General features: G+C 49.1%; 7 protein-coding genes. 6 read left to right on the top strand and 1 reads right to left on the bottom strand.

The genetic code is table 11. The features are described 5' to 3' along the window. Positions 1–21 precede the first annotated feature (21 nt). From AC6I2O_RS07385 to AC6I2O_RS07365, 5 genes are all read left to right on the top strand, one after another. The gene (locus AC6I2O_RS07385; protein ID WP_497742256.1) at positions 22–12,759 is read left to right on the top strand and encodes a SpaA isopeptide-forming pilin-related protein; all 12,738 of its coding nucleotides are present in this window, start codon (positions 22–24) and stop codon (positions 12,757–12,759) included. Positions 12,760–12,901: 142 nt separating this feature from the next. After that, positions 12,902–14,632 (top strand): isopeptide-forming domain-containing fimbrial protein, encoded by a 1,731-nt coding sequence (locus AC6I2O_RS07380; protein ID WP_497742255.1) that lies wholly within the window; start codon positions 12,902–12,904, stop codon positions 14,630–14,632. 51 nt (positions 14,633–14,683) lie between these two features. After that, on the top strand, positions 14,684–15,553 hold the full coding sequence (locus AC6I2O_RS07375) for a class C sortase (RefSeq protein ID WP_497742254.1): 870 nt from the start codon (positions 14,684–14,686) through the stop codon (positions 15,551–15,553). Beyond that, a complete protein-coding gene (locus AC6I2O_RS07370) occupies positions 15,534–16,532 on the top strand; it encodes a class C sortase (RefSeq protein ID WP_120391241.1) in 999 nt (332 codons plus the stop codon). Before AC6I2O_RS07375 ends, AC6I2O_RS07370 begins: the two co-directional genes overlap by 20 nt. A gap of 65 nt (positions 16,533–16,597) precedes the next feature. Beyond that, the gene (locus AC6I2O_RS07365) at positions 16,598–18,325 is read left to right on the top strand and encodes a pilin N-terminal domain-containing protein (protein ID WP_497742253.1); all 1,728 of its coding nucleotides are present in this window, start codon (positions 16,598–16,600) and stop codon (positions 18,323–18,325) included. Positions 18,326–18,402: 77 nt separating this feature from the next. Here AC6I2O_RS07365 and proC read toward each other — a convergent pair whose 3' ends face one another. Then, entirely contained in the window at positions 18,403–19,197 is a 795-nt protein-coding gene (proC, locus tag AC6I2O_RS07360; protein ID WP_120391239.1) for a pyrroline-5-carboxylate reductase, read from the bottom strand. Positions 19,198–19,469: 272 nt separating this feature from the next. Between proC and AC6I2O_RS07355 the strand changes: the two genes are divergently transcribed. Next, on the top strand, positions 19,470–20,807 hold the full coding sequence (locus AC6I2O_RS07355; protein WP_120391238.1) for an MATE family efflux transporter: 1,338 nt from the start codon (positions 19,470–19,472) through the stop codon (positions 20,805–20,807). The last annotated feature ends 55 nt before the right edge of the window (positions 20,808–20,862 follow it).

The raw sequence follows: 20,862 nt of genomic DNA, 5'->3' as shown, positions 1-20,862 counted from the left end.
GGTCAGACAAATCTGCCTGAGATGGGTGAGGATCAGACGGAGCAGATACAGACGGAGCTTGAAGAAACGGAGCAAACACAGACGGAACCTGATACAGAGACGGAGACCGAAGCATTTCTGTTGGGAGAGCCGGATTATCTGGATCCGGATGAAATGATGAAGGTCTTTGGTGCGCAGGACGAGACGGCGTTTCTTCGCATGGCGCTGAACGCTGAAGAAGGCAGTTTGCAGGCGCAGATCAATGCGGTGGCAGAGGGCGAGAGCGCACAGATTAAACTGGACCGGGATTATACAGAGAATATTGTGATCTGGGACGGTCAGACCATCTCGCTTGATCTGAACGGCTACGTCCTTTCTCCTGATACACAGAAGCGTATTGGGAATGCAACGATTAATACAATTACCGTGTATGGTACGCTTGTGTTGCAAAATAGCGGCAATGAAAACGGTGCAGTAGCAAACAGAGCGTCGGCTGGACCTGCGGAGCGTGTTCGCGGTGTGGCAGTTAGAAGCGGCGGCGAGTTTGTGCTGCAATCCGGTGTGATCGAGAATTTCCATGTTACCGGAAATGGCGGCGGCGTGCTTGTGGAAGAGCACGGTGTGTTTACAATAGAAGGCGGAAGTATCCGGAACAATACAGCCACACAAAATGGTGGTGGAGTTTTCACATATGATGGGAACAGCTTTTCGATGGCAGGCGGAACGATCTGCGAAAACACAGCGCAGGATGGCGGTGGTGTTTTTGCGTATCTGGTCTCAGAAGGAAGCTATGTTCTGGATAACCAAACTCTGATTGTGGAAAATACGGCAACCGGCAATGGCGGCGGGTTTTATTTATATGAAGCAACGGAAGCTTTTACCATTCAGACATCGAACATCAGAAGAAATAAAGCGGAAGCGGACGGCGGCGGAATTTATCTGGCAAAGAAAGCAGCCATTTGTACGATTACGGATGGCGCAGATGTCGCAGAGAATGCCAGCGGACGTTATGGCGGCGGAATCTATCTGACGGCAGGGACACAGCTTGTGATGGACGGCGGAACAGTGCGTGGCAACTGGCTGTATGGGAACAAAACGACGCTTGCAGGTGGAGGTATTTATCTGGCCAGCAGCAATGGGGCCAGGAGTTCCTTTACAATGACAGGTGGCCGCATCAGTGAAAATACTTCAAAAGATACAGGGCTTACGGCGAATATCTGGGGCGGCGGCATTTATGTGGGACAGTATGCTTCCGTTACATTAAAAGAAGGAACACGGATAGAAGAAAATACAAACTTTACCCATGGCGGTGGTCTGTTTGTTGATAATTACAGCGTTACGTTGATTGAGGGAGGTTTTATTTCAGGGAATGTAATTCATGGCGTGGGATACGGATATGGCGCAGGTCTTTTTCATCGCAGTGGAACTGGGGCAAAGTTGACAATGACGGGTGGAGAGATCAGTCACAACAGCGCAGATGGCAACAGTGATGTGCACGGCGGCGGCATTTATACGGAAGTAGGAATGACGATGAGCGGGGGTGCTGTCTGTGAGAATATGACGCGAGGTAATGGTGGCGGCGTTTGGGGCGCTGTTACCATGACTGGAGATGCGCTCATCCGGGATAATCAGGCATGGACAGGCGGCGGTACGTATGGAACGACAAGGATGCATGACCGTGCGCAGGTGATAAACAACTATGCAAGCGACGAGGGCGGCGGTATCTATGGTACGCTTTACCTTTACGACGATGCAAAAGTAGCAGAGAATACGGCAAGTAGCAGCGGCGGCGGTGTGCGCGGAACTGTTGTAATGGAAGGCGGTGCGATCGAACATAACAATTCCAAAGCGAGTGGCGGCGGTGTGTACTGGTATGGAGGCGGTACGAGTACGCTTGCAGGCGGCCGTATCAGTGAGAATACAGCCAGCGGCGTTGGAGGCGGCATTCATCAGTCATATGTGGGCGGAAAAATTGTGATTACAGGCACAGAGATTACAGATAATAAGTCCAACAGTAACGGCGGCGGTATTTGTGCAGAAGGCAGTGTGACAATGACCGGCGGTACAGTTCGGAAAAATACAGCCATTGGAAGCGGCGGCGGTATCTATCTGACCGGTAGTGTAGGCAAGAGTGGAGCAAATTCTATCACAGGCGGTATGCTGTGTGATAATACGGCTTTTGCCGCGAAAGGCGGCCATGATCTGTATCAGTCTGGAAGTACCAGTAAAAACGAGGAGAATTTTGCGCGTGCTCCGATTCTGATACTGGGAACTGCATCAGATTTTGTAAGCCCGTCCGGGGAACCGGTGATTGACTGGTATGAGGAACGTTCCCAGACCTCTGTGACGGAAACGAAAGAAGAAATGTTACAATACGGTGAGAATCGTGCGTATACATTCCGGTACGGGAATGTTGTGGCGCAGCTTGGCAGCGAGGTTTATGGAAGCGTGCAGGAAGCCATCGACATGCTGGCGGTGACAGGGCAAGAAGACGGTCAGGCAGAAAACGCAGTGATTACGATGCTGGCAGACAGCATAGAGTGTGTGCAGATACCGGAAGGCGTTTCTGTAACGCTTGATCTGGCGGGGCATACGATCAGGGGGCTTTCGAGCAGCGTCATCTATGTGGAGCAGGGAGCGAAGCTTACGATTGATGATACGAGCGAAATGAAAAACGGCGTTATCTGCGGTGGAAGCGGAACTGCAAATCCGAACAGGACAGATAAACTCAACAGTGGCGGCGGCCTGTTTGTTTTGGGTGATGTGACGCTGAAAAACGGACACATTAAAGGAAATACAGCGTGGTACGGAGCCGGTGTTTACGTTGGCGGACTTGGCAGCTTTACCATGGACGGCGGGTATGTGGAAGAAAACCGTGGAATGGGCATTTTGGTCAACTATGCTGAAAATGTATCCGGGGTCCAGAAAAACAGCGTATTCACGATGAATGGCGGTGAGATTCGGGCAAACAATGGAGGCGGTGTGCGGTTACAGGACAGCAGGGCTTCGTTTTACATGACCGGTGGTGTGATTGAGGGAAATTCGACGGATATGGGTCCCGGAATCCGTATGCATAACAGTTCTAAAGTGTATGTATCCGGCGGTGAGATTCGAAATAATACGGCTACCAATGCGGGCGGTGCTGTTTATCTGGATGGAAATGGTACATTATTTGAGTTTACAGGCGGAAGGATAGAAAATAACAAAGCTGCAAACAGTGGCGGCGGTATTTATGGTGCTGGGAATACAACCGTCCGGATACCGGAAGGCGCTACCAGCGTGATCACAGGAAATCAGGTGACGACGGGAAACAAAGGCGAAGGCGGCGGCATTTATGCAGTCGCAAATATGCACCTGGAATTAAACGGAGGTCAGATATACGGGAACATCTGCGATGGAGATGCAAAAGATATCTGTGCAGTAGCTTACAGTGGAAATTACAGATTTCAGCTGTTTGCAGCTTCCGATATGGGATTTGAGGAATATGACAGCTGGTATGATGGGTATGATTCTTCCTATATAAAAGAACCACTTGCTGTGATAAAGAAAACACATACGTATTATCTGACAGCGGCAAAGAGCAAAGAGGATCATACAAATGCGGTAGCGCGTATCGGAAGTGGAGATGAGGTACAGCAATTTGACAAACTCAGCGACGCAATAGAGACAGCACAGGGCGGGGAAATTATTTATCTGCTCAAAGATGTATGTGAACGTGTGACGATCAGAGAGGGGCAGAATGTTGTAATTGATCTGAACGGCTACACGCTGAGTACAAATAATAATAATATTTTCTATTTGACAGGCGGCGCACTGAAATTACAGGACAGCAGTCAAAGCGGGAACCGTCAGGAGGATGCGAAGGAAGGCAGTGCAGGCGGCCTTCTGACACCGGCTGAAGGATGTGTGGGAGCACGCGCGATTTACATGACGGCTGGTGTGCTTGACGTGAGTGGAATTACGGTTACAGGTTTTGGTAATCCTGATTCCATAACTGGAAGTCTGGCAATGAATGGCGGAGCAATTTATGCGCGTTATGGATGTAGTATCCGAATCGGAGAGGGAACTGTGTTCACCGATAACTGCGCAACATACGGCGGAGCTTTGCAGGTAGAGGGCTTCAGTTCTAACAATGCCAGCACGAAAGCATTTGATCTGGAGATCACAGGAGCTTCGTTCCGTAACAACCAGGCAAAATATGGCGGAGCTGTAAATACAGGTTCAGTACTTTACGCCCCGAGTACCGTTTCCATTCAGGGCAGTGAGTTTGTCGGTAACACGGCAACGATAAGCGGCGGCGGCCTTCGTATTTATGGATTTGACAACGCAGCGGAGCCTCTTAGCGTTACGATCAGCGATACTCTGTTCCAGAATAATGTGACGAAGGAGACTTCAGACTCGAACAGTGGCGGTGGCGGAGCGTATATCTGCCATGCCAAATCGATAGATATTGTAAATTCAAGATTTTTGAATAATACGGCGCGGCGGCAGTATGGCGGTCTTTATTGTTCTGTGCGTACGGGAAATCTGGTAAACGTAAAGAACACGGAGATCAGCGGTAACCGTGCGTTGCTGTCGAACGTAGGAGGTGCACGCCTTGGCGGGACGGTTACAGTGACAGACTGTACCATCACGAATAACCGCATAGAACGGAACATTTGCTGGTATGGCGGCCTGTATCTTACCGGTATTACGAAGCTTGAGGGAAATACGAAAATCAGCGGCAATTATGCATACTATAACAGCGGCGTTTGTGCTGCAGGTACGAGTTTTATAATGGAAGACGGCGTAGAGGTCAGCAATAATACAGACCGCGGTTATGGAGCAGTCTGCGTGGCCGGCTGCGCAAATGCATATCTAAACGGAGGTGTAATCAATTCCAATTCAGGAACGGGCCTGCAGGTACGCGCGGGGAATAATACACACCGTGTTTATCTGAGAGGTGTACAGATTCGCGATAATAAAGGACGCGGAGTTACAATAAACAATAACGCGAGAGCGGAAACTATTGTACAGGAAGGGACTGTAATTGAACGAAATAGCGGCGGCATCTTGCTGGAAGATTATACGACTCTTACTGTGGAAGGCGGCAAGATCCGCAACAATACAACAACCGGAAATGGCGGCGGTATCTGTGTAAGCTGGTATGGAAAGCTGAATATGACAGGCGGAGAGATTACCGGAAACCAGGCAGCCTACGGTGGCGGGATTTATAACAGGCAGAGGCCAAACAAAGACCATTCGTATCTGGGCTGGGAAGACACAATTTCAGGCGGCCTGATTGCAGATAATGTGGCAACCGGAAGCGGTGGCGGGATTTATAATGCCAATGGGAATACGATCCTTACGATAAATGGCGGTGTGATTCGTGACAACAAGACAGGAGGCAATGGCGGCGGCCTTACTATGGAGTCTGCAGACAGCAATGTTACAGTGCTGAAGGGTGCTCAACTGTACCATAACACAGCAGCGTTCGGACAGGACGTTTATGCGGCATATAATGCCTCCTATAAAAGTTCTCATCTGTGTCTTCCGACAGCAGCAGGCATGTTTGAGGCAGCGGACGGAAAGAGCGGAATGGGATGGTATGACGAAGGTCGTGATCATCTGATTACAGACGGGATAACGTATACGCCGGTGCTTCGAAGCTACGGACTCACATTGAAATATGAGACGGAGGAGATCGTTGCAAAAATCGGAGATACGCCGTTTACTACGGTACAAAAGGCGGTCGACGCTATTGTGGCTGATACCGATCATGCAGTATATGGTGAGCATCCGACGATTGTTCTCGTAAAAGAGGCGGCAGGAAATGTACGTATACCGGGCGGCACGGAGCTGACACTGAACCTGAACGGCTATACTTTACAGGGAACCACAACAGCGATCACGTGTTACGGTAAACTTCATATCAAGGATGTCAAAGATGAGACAGAGCCAGGGCCGGATGGTGCGGTTGGTTCGATTATCGGAAATGCGCCGGAAAGCGGCGGCGCTGTTCTGGTACGTTCCGGTGGTATTGTAACGATGGAAAGCGGACAGATCAGTCAGTCCCACGCGGGCGGCGCAGTCGGGGATAACAGTAGTTATGGCGGCGGAGGCGTCTATGTGGACGGCGGTACATTTGAACTGACCGGAACAGCATCTATCAACAACTGTAGCTCTATGTATGGAGCGGCTGTAATGGTAAAGAGCGGTGCCAGCGTGTTCCGTATGAGTGGCGGTGTCATCGAGAATAACACAGCAACGCGGGACGGCGTTATTTGGATTCCGGGCGGGGTATTCCAGATGACCGGCGGTACGATTCGCAATAATACCAGCAGCAGATTCGGAGTAATTTGCCAGTCCAGCGGCAAAAGTCGTTTCACCGGCGGTCTGATTGAAGGAAATAAGGCAGTAAATGATGGCGGAGCCGTCTGTCTGACCGGCGGCACGATGCAGGTTGGTGGCGTGACTGTTCAGGGGAATAAAACGACGAATGCGACGAGCTACGGCGGAGCATTCCGGGTAAGCGGCGGTACGCTGACAATCGGGGAAGGTACCGTTATCACGCAAAATGAGTCGACCCGCGGAGGAGCGATCTACCAGTACGGCGGCGTGATTCGCATGACAGGCGGAAGTATCACGGAGAACAGAGCACAGTTTGGCGGCGGTCTGGCGCAGGCTGCTGGGAATGAGGCAAGCTTTCTGATGACCGGCGGAGAGCTGTGCAACAATACCTCGACGCGAACAGGAGCAGGAAACGATATTTATTCCAGATATGAAGGAACGGGCGTATATCCGGGTAAAAGTTATCCGAAGACAACGCTGATTCCGGCAGTCGATATGGGCAATACGGACTACAATGTCTGGAAGGATGACAGCTATAATGGAACAGTTCGCTCGGCGGAGCAGATTCTGGAAGGTCAGTATGTGACGGGCAGGATCATACAGAGCTTTGATCTTCAGCTTACGGCAGACCGTTATGGAGACACCGAACGCAGTGAAAATGAAACAACGATGGAAGTAAAATCTCTGAACTTCCACGCTACAGAGGGAATCAAGGACGGTGTGACAGGATTTAATAATACGGCGGCTGTACGCGAAGCGGAGAAGTACGGCGATGCCCTGGCAGATGAGTGGGAGAATGGAATAAACGGTCCGGCAAAGGAATGGAGCGCCGGAAACGACAGCAGCAATAACAACGGAATTGTTCGTACATTTGACCGGATTATGTATAAGATGATCACAACCGTACAGGATGCCAGTGCAGATAAGGAAAATTCGGGCGATCAAGAATCAGATCTGAATGCAAACGGATCAAATTCAGGTGAAAATGAAGTTGACTTGGATGAAAATGCACAAAATCCGGGTAATAATGAATCGAATCCAGATGCAGAAGGACAGAATCAGGATGGCCAGGAATTGAGTTCAGATGGCGATGAATCAGAGAACCCTGTACCGGCAAAAAAACAGAAACTGAAGCTCTGGCTGGAAGCAGAACTGCCACTTAGCGCGGAGCAGGCAGAGTTTGTGTATAACGAATCGATGGAAGTCTGTGAGATCAGCGAGACAGAAGCGGAAGACGGCACGGTGATTCAGAAGATGCGCGGTTACTGGGAAATTGAAAATGAGGCCGGTACGCAGGAGAATGTCATTTCCATTAATGTAAAGGCGATGAAAAACGGCGAGCTGATCGAGCCGGTATTCCGCCAGTGGATCGGTGATAATCCGGAGAATGAAGCGCATCCGCTGGAACTGAGTCCGGAAGCTCCGACAAGAGTATCAGCGACGGATAAGTATAATGTTTCGCTCCTTCGAAATTCTGCACTTGCGTATACGGGTTATTTCAACCTTGAAACAGGAGAAGAGGTAAACGAGAGAGAATATAAAGAAAGTCTGGAAGATCCGGAGCGAAACGGAACTGTTGTTTATGGAACAATGCTTGGATACGGAATTACGCTTTCCCTGAGAAACGATGGTGCAGCAAACAGATTGCAGGGTATTCAGTTCCCGGAGGGAGATATTGATTTTGACCTTCATCTGGGCGGCTCCCTGTACCTGGAGGGCAAGGAATTGACTGATGATAAGGGAAATCCTCTGAAGCAGGCGCCGTATATCTGGGCTTACAAAGAAAACGTCAATACGGCGTACGGAATGAATCTGTCGAATACGAATTACGGCTTCAATATGGACTGGAACGATGAGGACGACATTACGCGGACGACGCGGTATGCATATGCGGCCGCGCCTTACAACAGCGGCGGCGGCAACAGCGGATGTTACAGCGGAGGTGTTTGGCATGCGAGCGGAGCTCAGCCAGAGCAGGGCGATGCGGAAACGGTTGTACACTTTAAGATCAGCGGATATACTGTCAACCCGGCATACGACAATTCTTCACCTTCCTACGCATCGAGCGGCGGTAACAGTGAGTTTTTCGGGTCGAATCAGGTAAAACCGTTTTCAGCAGGATACGTGCAGATTCTCTTCCCGGTAAATCCGGAGGTGACGAAGGGCGGCGAAGGATATCTTGAAATTGACATGGAAGGGATTGTCTCTGATTTGCAGATTCGTGATTCCTCAGGAAATACGGCAGAGGGAAAAGATACGTCAAATGTAAAAGACGACGATATGGCAAAGATGCAGGAATACTTTGGAAGCAGCTATCGGGAGCATGCGACAGGAGAAATGCTGTATCAGGATAATTATCTTTCCCATGTGACAGGAATGTATGTCTACAATGATAATTACAGTAACGGAGACGGGATCAGCAAGACGAATTATTTCAATACCGGTTCGAACGGTATTCTTTCCGGTACAGGAGGTACGGGAACAACACCGCTTGGTTCCCAGGTGTATATTGCCGCGGATCTGAACTACAGCAGCAAGGTCATTAATACGCAGGATAAAAATTCCGGGCATTACATTGCGCCTGAAGATTTTGACCCGCAGATACACAATATTATAGAGTACAATTATATGACAGGGGTGAACCTGCTGCAGAAGTTTGACGCAGACGCATACACGCCAGTTGGCACATCAGCCGTGACAAACGTTTCTTATGAGCAGAATCAGGCGACCAGAAATATTGGTAACGGGGCGTTTATTATCACGACAACAGAGGGACCGACGACATGGTCGAAAAATAATCCGATTAAAACAATGAGCTACAACCTGACGATCCTGTATGCGGCAAAGCCGGACGGAACGAACTGGACGAAAGATGAAAGTCCGTCAGCTTTCCGAAACAGAGGCGGCGAGGACGATATGGTTGCGCATCACGAAGAAGACCTGATTTATTTTGATACGTTGCAGGCTTTGTATGATTATTTTGGCTACGATGCGGATGGCATTTCGCGCGGAAAGTGCGTGGCGATTCTGTATCAGTTCCGCGACTGCTGCATCCGGACGGGAAGACGGATTACCGTTACGAGTAAGATGAACGTAACGAATGACTTTGCAGATACAGGAAAAACATTCTGTACAACAAACGATGCAAAGATCTGGACTGTGTACCGACCAACATACAAGGAAGCATACGCCAAAGGTGCGGTAGCACGCCAGGAAGTTGTCTATCAGTTTAACTGGAGAGATGTTTCCTATAATGGACAGACGGGTGTATACGGGACGGGAAATGGTACGTTGCCGGAAAATTATTATGATGAAAATACGGGACGCAGGAAACTTGCATCAGGAAGTGATTACACAGATTCATATGTAAAGACAGAGTATGAGGACGGAAGTCCGATGGGTGGAACCCATACAGGATGGCGCCGCGGAAATACGCTGCTTCTGTACACGATGGACAGCGGTGTCACGATCGGAGTGGCAGATATCATTCTGGGGTCGGCCAATACACCAAAGACTCAGTACTATCTGTCCAACGGAGAACGAACTGCAAACTTTGTTGTCACACCAACGATTCAGAAGTCAAGTGCGATTAAGAATCATGAGTTGATTGATAACGGTTCTCAGCCCGCGCAGGTCGAAATCAGGCTTACGCTTCCGAAACATCTGAACTTCAATGAAGGAAGTATTCGAATTGATACAGCAGGTTCCGGCTATGCGGATGGCGAGCTGATCTGGGATGTGGATTACGAGAAAGAGATGGAGAAAGATGCGCAGGGCAATCCGACCGATATCTGGACCGGAAGAGCGTTTATCACACTGAGGACTTCAGTCAGTGATATCAAGAAAAAGCTTCCGAAAATCCGTTATTCCTGTACGATTGGTACGCCAGGAGCACCGAAAGAGCTCGACGTTCCGAACGGTACGGTACTTACAACGCAGGCGAAAATCAATACCACATATTCTGAGATCAATCAGATCGCATGCAATGCAAAGTCGGACAGTGTTTCGATTGACGCAGTGGCAAACCGTAACGACAGCATTTATATGGATGTTAAGAGCAGTCGTACAGAGCTGGGGGACGATCTTGTTTATTATCTGAACTACAGCAACCGTACCGAGGCGCCGGCGCCGATTCAGATGTATGATGTTCTTCCGTATAATGGAGACGGACGGGGAACTTCTATGACTGGAGGCTACCGTGTAAGTGCCATTCGAATGAAGTTCAGTGAACAGAAGGATTATGAGAAATTCCTTGCAGAAGGATCATTGAAGTATCGGAAAGATATGAAAGCGCCCGGGGCTGGAAAGGCAGAAATGGAAGAGGCTGCCACATTGCTTGAGAGCGGAGATGCATGGAGCGCGGTAGCTTTAGGCAAAGTGGACGAAAGCTGGGTTGTTGAGTACAGCGGTGAGAATCTGATTCAGTACGCTGCAAATGGCGCAGGCGGTATTGGATTCTGCGCAGACTTACCACAGGTAACAGGAGCGAAATCTGTTATAGTAGAAGTTGTTCTTTCGCCGCAGACAGCCGACGCGGGTCCGGTAAAGGAACTGATTACGAGCAGCGGAAAAACGCAGCAGGGCGGTAATACGTACTGGAATAATCTGTTCTATAAGAGTGGTTCCGATCCGGTTATCAGCGGAAAGGCTTATATTGATACAGTAGAGCGTTCTATCAGCGGTACAGTATGGATGGATCAGAACCAGGATGGCAAATATGTAGTTGGAACGAACGGATATGCAAGTACTGACCGGACGTTGAAAAACGTAGATGTATTCCTTTATACGGATACAGAACCGCAGACAGAATCAGGTCTGATCAGCCGAAACGACGGCGGTACGCCGGGTGATCCGACAGATGATACATGGACACAGGGACATGTTTCACTTGGAGCGGCTGTGATTGATGGTCAGGTAAGATACCCGGCGGTGGATGTAATGGGTAATCTGGTGTCCCGCAGAAGCACCTCCGATAAGGGGGCATACTCGTTCGACAAGCTGAGAAGCGGCAGATATTTCGTTGCATTCGCGGATGACGACAACAGTTATCAGGTAAACAACGGCACAAAACGAATTAGTTTTGACCGGCTGAGTGTAACAAAGCTTCCGGCAAATATGCCGACAGGATCTCCGGTGAACCGGACGGAAGCAGATTACGGAACGAATGTAGACAGTGTACAGAGTGGAGCGGCAGCACTGGCAGGAGCCTTTGCAGACAATGCAGGCCAGGGAATTTCTCTGCCGGATCTGAACCGTATTCAGTCCGGAAAATATGTCTCAGGAAACTGGAACTGCGGTCTGTACTATCTGGATCTCACGATTCGCAAGGACTGGGAGAATATTTATGTAAATCCGATCCAAAAGGATACTTCTGTTACGTTTACCGTTCAGGCTTCCGTAGGCACAGAGGATGTGGTGAATTATTCTTCTGACTATGTGATGACAGCTGATAATGATATGAAGGCAGATAATGCAGCTGCAAGCGTTACAGTTACCAAAGCGGATTCGCTTGTGGATACGCAGGGGACAGCCCGCACGGATGGTGGAGCTCTGACCGTTTTGACAACGGGAGGAAAGAGTGTTGTGAAAGCAGGCAGCACGGTAACATGGCTTCTGGAGCACCGGGCACTGCAGGCAGAAGGCCGCGGCGGAAAAATTACCTACAGCCTGACGGAATCTGCGACAGGCGCGGACGGCAAAGTACTCCCCGGCTTCCGCATGAGCAGTACAGACTGGACTGAGAAGGACGTACGGACGTTCCAGGCGATCAATACACAGATTCTTTACAGGATTGATCTGACGAAACTCAGTTCTGTTATTGCAAAGGATGCGGATGGTAAACCGCTGCCTCAGGCATTGCTTTCCGGCGCACAGTTTACACTGTATCGTGATGCAGGACTTTCAGATACCGGAAAAGTAGTTGCACAGACGCGCAGCGACGGAAAGGTAATTTTTGAGCATCTGGAAGCAGGAACCTATTATCTGAAGGAGACAAAGGCTCCAAACGGATATGACCTGAATGCATCCGTATATGAAGTGAGAATTGTTTATTTGTCCGATCAGGAAAATGAAGAACAGCAGAAGCTTACGTGGAAACATGTAAAACCGGTGATTACGGTATCTCAGTTGAAGGATGAGGACGGCGCTGCACTTGCGCAGCCGAAGCTGCTGACAGAAGAAACGGCGCAGCCAGACGGTTCATTTGAAAGTGAAGTACCTGCGGATGAGATGTTCCGGACCAGCCCGCATCAAAGCGTGGTAACAAAGGACAGCGATCTGACCAAGGTACCTGTTCAGTATAATATTTCATTCCGGATTGAGGACGACTGTCTCTATGAGCTGCCTTCTACAGGCGGACCGGGAACACAGTGGAATACGCTGATTGGAATGGCAATGTTGATGACAGCGCTTCTGTTACTGGAAAGAAGGAGAAGAGCTGCCGCACAGTAAACACAGATAAGTTTTCTGACAGGATGCTGTACAGAAGGATAGGGATTTTGAACGTACAGCATCCTTTTAACAGAAATATTTGGGCGCAACTAGATTTGTTAAACAGACGGGTGCAGCAGCACGCCGGGAAAAAGGAGAAGTCATGAGGAAGTGTTTGAAAAAAGTCGGAGCAGCTATGCTGGCGATGACAATGGTTCTGTCTCTTGGAATGACAGGGACAGCAGTGGAAGAGGAACTTACACAGACAAAGACAGAGCGGACGGGAACACCGAATGCGAGTGATACGGCGACGATCACCGTAAAAAACGTAGAAGCCGGGCTGACGGTTACGGGTTATCAGGTAATTGATGCGGATTATAACAATGGTTTCACGGGGTATCATGTTGTGGATGGGGTTTCGATCAGCGATATGGAAGCACCGTCAGCCGGAGAGATTCTTGCAATCGCTGCAGGAATTAATAACGGAACGATTACAGGATTGGAATCAGAGCAGCTTACAGATCAGGGCAACGGTGTATACAGTGCTGATGTGACGGTTGGCTCGTGGGTTGTAATTGTAACTGCGGGCGAGGATAAAAGTGCAGTCAATGTGTACAATCCGATGCTGCTGAGCGCAAGATATATTGTAAATGGAAGCAACGGGACAACGGCAGGCGGTATTGTAGATGCAACCGGAAACTATACAATCGGTGCAGATGAAGCTTACGCAAAACGGACCAACGGCCCGAGTGTATCAAAGGAGATCACAGGCTCCGGTTCCGGCCGTCCAAACGGAGATGATGTGGCAATCGGCACAAGAGTAAGCTTTAAAGTCACAACGACGATTCCGAACTATGCGGTTGGTGAGACAACGCAGTACAAAAATCTTTCAGTAAGGATTCAGGATACCTTAAAAGGACTTTCTCTGGATGCTCAGACCCTCAATGTGAAGGTAGGAACAGATGAATGGCAGGCAACTGAGATCGGAAACAAGGGAAGTGTGAATACTTCAGAACATTCCTTCAGCCTGACGCTTACTGACAGGGATTACATTCTTGCTCATACCGGAGACACGGTAGAGATCACCTATGATGCAGTAGTTGGCGAGGACGCAGGAGTCAACTTTGATGCGAATACAAACTCAGTATCCTATACGTATACAACAGACCCGACAACGGGCAGTGACTATACGACAGCGGAGGAAAATACGTACCACTATACCTTTGGTCTTGATGCAGAGCTGAACGGGGAAGGTTCACAAATACCTTCACAGGAAATTGTGAAGACAGGGGAAGTACGCAACGAGGCTGGTGAAATCGAGTATAAGCCTCTTGGCGGTGCGGGATTTACGTTATATGATGCTTCTGGCGCTGCTGTGACAACCGGTTATGGAATGGAAGAGAGAGACGACGGACAGGGCGGTAAAGTAAAAGAGAAAGTAGCTGTTACAGACGGGGAATATACAACAGACAGCGAAGGCCATCTGACGATTCTCGGATTGGACGCAGGAACATATACGCTGAAAGAGACAACAGCTCCGGCTGGTTACAGCCTGAACGAAACCGTGTATACGATTCTGATTACGCCGTCTTACAATACGGACGGTACGCTGGCGCAGTATGTGGTAACAATCACGAATGATAAAACAGACGATACGGTGACCATCACAAATGCTGCAACTGCTTACCAGCTTGAATCTCAGGATACAACAAGAAAGGTTCCGGTATCTGTGACAACTGACAGTACAGGCGGACAGGAAATCCGGAACACCAAACTTTCTGCGCTTCCTTCGACCGGTGGCATCGGAACATATCTGTTCACAATGGTTGGTGCAGTAATTATGGCTGCGGCAGTGGGAATTTTCTTCCTGAAGCGTCGCCGCGACAGAGAATAAAAAGGAATTGCTGCACAGGAGAACTTCCTGTGCAGCAGTATGGAGAACCCTATGAAAAAAACAGGAAAAAAGCTTGATAAAAAAAATATTGGACTTATACTGCTCTTTCTCGTAGGGCTGTCCATACTGCTGTATCCAACTGCGAGCAGTACATGGAATACATACCGTGCAAAACGTCTGATCAGTGATTATACGGCGTCAGTATCAAAAAGTTCCGGGGATGAGGCGCATACGGCTATGCTGGAAGCAGCACGCATTTACAATGAGAAACTGGAACAAGAGGCAGTGCCGGACGCGTTTTCCGTACGTGCCGGGCTTCAGGATGAGGAATACGAGGCTCTTTTGCATATGAATGAAGAAGGAATGATGGGCGCGCTGGAAATTCCGGCTATTGGTGAGAATCTTCCGGTCTTTCATTATACAACCGAAGAAGCGCTGCAAAAGGGCGTAGGTCATCTTTTTGGCAGCAGCCTTCCGGTAGGAGGGGAAGGGACGCATGCGGTTCTTTCCGCACACCGGGGACTTCCGGCAGCAAAGCTGTTTACTGATCTCCCGCTCTTAAAAGAAGGAGACGTTTTTTATCTTCATATGCTAGATGATATTCTTGCCTATGAGGTTGATCAGATTTTAACGGTGAAACCAAAAGAAGTGGGAGAGCTGGCGATTACGGAAGGAAAGGATTATGTGACACTTGTGACGTGTACGCCGTATGGCGTAAATTCACATCGTATACTTGTGCGGGGGCATCGGATTCCATTTGTTGAGGAAGAATATGCGGCGCAGCACGAACATGCAGTGCGCAAGGATGTTCCGCGGCTTCTGATTCAGGTGCTGTTTGGGGTGGCAGGTGTTCTGATTGCAGGCGTTGTTGTCTGGCTGCTCAGCCGGTTTGGAGGAAAACATGCGAAAAAGAAACCGTAAAAAAAAGGGTTCCTGGCTTTCATCCCTGTTTCTTGTTCTGCTTTTTCTGGCGGGCGCCGGTATCCTGTGTTATCCTGTGTTCAGTGATCTGTGGAACAGTTACCGGAATGAGAGACTGATCAGTGATTACAGTGAAGCGATAAAAGTGATGGAGCCGGAGGATTACTCGGAGCTTTGGGAGGCTGCAAGAGCCTATAACGCGAATCATCGCACGAATACGATTGTGGATGCATTTGATGAGGAAGAAACATCTTCTGCGCCGGAAGATTCCCCGGGGACAGAACCGGAAACATTTTCTGCGTCGCAGATCTCTCCCGAGAAGGAGAACGCGAGTCTCTATGAGCAGGTTTTAAATCCTGCGGGAAATGGCGTGATGGGATATGTGGAAATTCCGAAAATCAATGTGAAGCTGGCCATTTATCATGGAATTGGCACAAAAGCCCTGGAAAATGGCTGTGGCCACATAGAGGGAACCAGCCTTCCGATCGGCGGAAAGGGAACACATGCTGTTTTGTCAGCGCATCGCGGTTTGCCAAGCGCGAAGCTTTTTACGGATCTGGATCAGATAGAGAAGGGCGACCTGTTTTATATCACAGTACTGGATGAAACGCTGGCTTATAAAGTGGAGGAAATCCTTACGGTTCTTCCGGAAGAAACAAAGGATCTGGAAATTGAACAAAACGAAGATCTGGTGACACTTGTGACATGCACACCGTATGGCGTGAATTCACACCGTCTCCTGGTGCGGGGAGCGCGTACGGAATATGTGCCGGAAGAAATAACGAAACAGCCTGGTATCATTTTGCGGAATCCGCTTGAGGGAACAAACCATATACAGACCTTGTTTGTCGTAGGTCTGCTGGCATTTGTTGTGTTTCTAATCATTCTGGGAATTTGTCTGAAGATCTCAGACCGGAGGAAACGCAAGCGGAAAAAGGAAGATGATGAACGAAAGGAAAATAATCCGATAGAAAGATAACCTAAGAAAGAATCTTGTAAAAAACAAAAGGTAGGACAGATACAGAAAAAGAAGGGAAGGAAATTATGTGGAAAATGTTTTCTGACATCAAACAAAAAAGAGCGGGACGCAGAGCAGGGGCGCTGGCGCTGACCTTTTTACTGGCAGCCGTAGCGCCGGAGCTGTCTGGGACAGGTGTTGCAGGAGGCTTGCCGGGTGTTGTGCGTGCTTCTGAGCCAGGGCAGAATCAGATAGGGGCAGCGCAGCCGGATAAAAATCAGGAAGGGACCGCGCAGTCCGGTTTGGCAGATTCCAATCAGATGCCGGAACTGGAAGCTGGCAGGGTGTGCTCCTTAAAAGTGACAATGACGTATACCGATCCGAATGTGGAGACGGATGCAGTAAAACCGATCTCCGATTCAGAAGTGAAGGTAGCGCAGATCGCGGCGCTGACAGTAACCGGAGGTTCGGCAGAGTACACACTTCTGGATGCATACAAAGAGACTGGTATTGAACTGGAAGGTATGAATGCAGGGCAGTCAAATGAGGCAGCCGAGGTGTTGCTTCCCCTGGCAAGACAGCAACAGGCGGCAAACGGAGCAGATGCGGGAAGCAACGCATCGGAAACAGTAGGGGCAGAATCAATCAGACAGGGAACGACAGGGGCAGACGGTACGGCCTTCTTTGATAATTTGGAAGCAGGTATGTATCTGGTATTTCAGGAGCCGGGTGCAAACAGCGGAAGCCGGGTGGATGATATTGCCTGCTTTTTAGTCCAGGTTCCTTATCCGGTTCATGCGGAGGGAGGAAATACCTGGCAGTATGCGGTGGATGTTTATCCGAAAACAGAGCTTACCGGGCCGCGTGATAACGGCGTGATTCGTGTAACCAAACAGCTGTTTAACCTTGAGAATGAGCTTGCTTATAATCCACCTGAAAATCAAGAGCTGGTATTTTATGCAGGTTTGTTTACCGACGAAGCATGTACGATGCGGGTAGAGGGAACCTCTCATCAGCCGCTGCGTTTCCTGAACAGCGACCAGGCAGAAGTGGTTTTTGAGAATCTGAGAACAGACCAGACGTATTACGTTTCCGAGACAGATGGAGAAGGAAATGCGGTGGCAAGTTCACTCGGGGCAGATGGCGTTCTTTTTGAGGCACAGTATCCAGATGGCCAGGCAGTAGCGATTACGCGCCAGGAACCGGAGGGAAGTCTTGTCTTTCGGAATACCACAACAGGACTTCCGATGGGCTACTACTATGGCGGTACTCTGACCATTACGAAAAAGACTATGATGGGACAGGAGCCGTACGATACAGATGAGGTATTTTATGCCAGCCTGTTCACGGATGCAGGGCTGCGTGACCGTTACGGTGAAGTAATTCCGCTGGAAATGAGCGGAAGCAGCAGTGTGAGCATTCCGCTTGAAGTGAATATCGGCACTTCAGAAAACGATTCAGCGACGTATTATGTAGCGGAGACCGATGAAAACGGTACACCGCTTGGCAGTGGCCAGCAGTTTTCCATTTCTTTGAATAAAGAAGGCGGAAAGGTTACACTGACACCTGAGAGCCCGGACGATGAAGTAATTATAACAAACACATTCCCGGAAGCTGGTGAAAGTGAATCGACAGATCCGGGCGATGACATTCAGTCCGGCGATGATATCACTTCAGGAAATGCTCAGAAGGAAGGAAAGAGCGTCCGGACAGGAGACGAGACGCCAATCGTGCTCTTTGCTGTGCTGCTTGCGCTGTCATTTGGAGCTGCCTTGCTGTTGCTTGTAAGAAGAACAAGATTGAACAATCAGTAGAAGATGATATAAAATTCCGGCGGAGGCTTGCTTGTCCTCCGCCGGAATGCGTTCAGAACTTTTTTCGGTTTCTATGCTCAGCGCATTTGTTTTGTTCTGTCGGTGCAGGCCTTCATGCCGGCGAGCACTGCATTGCGCAGGCCGGCTTCCTCAAGCGCTGCGACTGCCTCAATCGTCGTACCTGCGGGAGAGCAGACCATATCTTTTAATTCACCTGGGTGTTTTCCGGTTTCCAGAACCATCTTTGCACTTCCAAGTACAGCCTGCGCCGCAAGGCGATAAGCCTGAGCGCGCGGAATTCCGTCGCGCACCGCGCCGTCGGCCAGGGCTTCTATAAATAGAAAGACGTAAGCAGGGGAACTGCCGCTGACAGCGGTTACAGAGTCTAACAGGCGTTCCGACATGACCTCGGTCAGACCGCAGGCTTCAAGAAGGGTCAATACTTTTTGCAACTCTTCTGTAGAAACATTTTCAGACGGGCAGACCGCAGTAACACCCTCTCCAACCATGGCAGGTGTATTGGGCATGGTGCGGATGAGCCGGATATCCTTTCCAAACCACTGCCTGATGGTGGCAATGGATTTTGCAGGGGCAATAGATACGATCAGCTGTGAATCTGAGACAACATCGTGGATTTCGCGTATTACCTGTTCGTAAAATTGCGGTTTCACTGCCAGAAATACGATATCAGCCTTTGCTGCCTCACAGTTATCGAGGGTCGTATGTATGTGCCAGGTGGCGGCGGCCCGGTCGAGCGTTTCCTGGTGAAGCGCGGATGCAATGACTTCATCCGGAGAGATGAGGTGTTGTTTCAAAATACCGCTTAAGATTGCAGAGGCCATGTTGCCACAGCCGATAAAACCAAGTTTCATATGAGTCACATCCTTTCGAAGTGGAGTTTTTTCAGGTTCTTTTCGATTATATAGCAGTTTGGCGGGGAAAGAAAGGGCTGGGAATAGATAATTTTCCCCACAGATCTGAAAGATTTTACGGAAAAATTTGATCTGTAAATATCTGGTATGTTATGATACGATTAAAACAGAGGAATACAAAATGAATGAAAAGAGAATGAATGAAAGAGAATGGATGAAAGAGAATGAATGAAAGAGAATGAATAGAAAGAAAATTGATGGGAAGGCAAATTATGAAAAAAGATTATCTGATTGAGGAAAAACCTCTGAAAGCGCTTCTGGTATTTGCGTTTCCGATGATCATCGGAAACCTGTTTCAGCAGTTTTATACCATGGTGGACTCGGTTGTGGTTGGCCGGTTTGTCAGTGAAAATGCGCTGGCTGCCGTAGGAGCTTCTTACTCTCTGACGAATGTGTTCATTTCGATTGCAATCGGAGGAGGCGTAGGCGCGTCCGTGATCACGAGCCAATATTTTGGGGCCAAATATTATGAAAAGATGAAACAGTCTGTCCGGACAGCACTGACCTCGTTTCTGGTACTGAGTATTTTCCTGGGCATTGTTGGCCTGGTGATGTCAAGGCAGATCATGGTGTGGCTGAATACGCCGGCAAACATTTTAGATCAGGCGTCCGAGTATCTGCGGATTTATTTTCTTGGATTACCGTTTTTGTTTATGTACAATATTTTTTCAGCAATGTTTAATGCGCTCGGGCGGTCCAAGGTGCCGCTGTTTTTGTTGATCTTTTCCTCACTTTTTAATATTGTGCTGGATGTCGTTATGGTTTGCAGCTTCGATATGGGGATTGCAGGCGTTGCCTGGGCGACTTTGATCGCACAGGGGATTTCCGCCGTGTTTGCGGCTTTAATTTTCAGCCGTGAGATGAAAAGTTATCGTGTTCATGCGACCGGCTGGTTTGTACCCGGAGAGTTTTATGGTATGTCAAAGGTTGCATTGCCGTCCATTTTGCAGCAGTCGACGATATCAATCGGAATGATGCTGGTGCAGTCCGTGGTGAACAGCTTTGGTTCAGAAGCACTGGCAGGATTTTCCGCCGGGATGCGGATTGAAACCATCTGCGTGGTGCCGATGTCTGCAATGGGAAATGTACTTTCCTCTTATACGGCGCAGAACATTGGAGCGAAGCGGTTTGACCGCGTGAAAAAGGGATATCACACAGGGTATGGGATTGTTGCAGTGTTTGCAGTCGTCCTGTGTCTGTGGCTGGAGCTTTTCTACGATCCGTTGATCCGGATGTTTCTGGGAGAAGACGGAACAGCAGTGGCGCTTGCAACAGGGATGGATTATCTGAAATTCATTGGCTGGTTTTTTGTGCTGATCGGTATGAAGATGATCACAGACGGCGTGCTGCGGGGCTCCGGGGACATGAAAATGTTTACGGTAGCAAACATGGCAAACCTCGGACTGCGCGTTGTGCTGGCGATGACACTTGCGCCGCGGTTTGGCATCCATATGGTATGGGTGGCTGTGCCGATCGGCTGGCTTGTTAATTATGTGATTTCATTCGCAGAGTATCGGACAGGGAAATGGCGGACGAGAAATATTTCATAAGGATTGACTTTATAGTATGAAAAGGACAAAATATTACTATAAAGCAGAGGGGGTA

The organism is Blautia sp. St.27G3 (genome assembly GCF_059728505.1).
The sequence above is the reverse complement of the archived record's forward strand: the minus strand, read 5'-3'. Positions and strand labels throughout refer to the sequence as shown.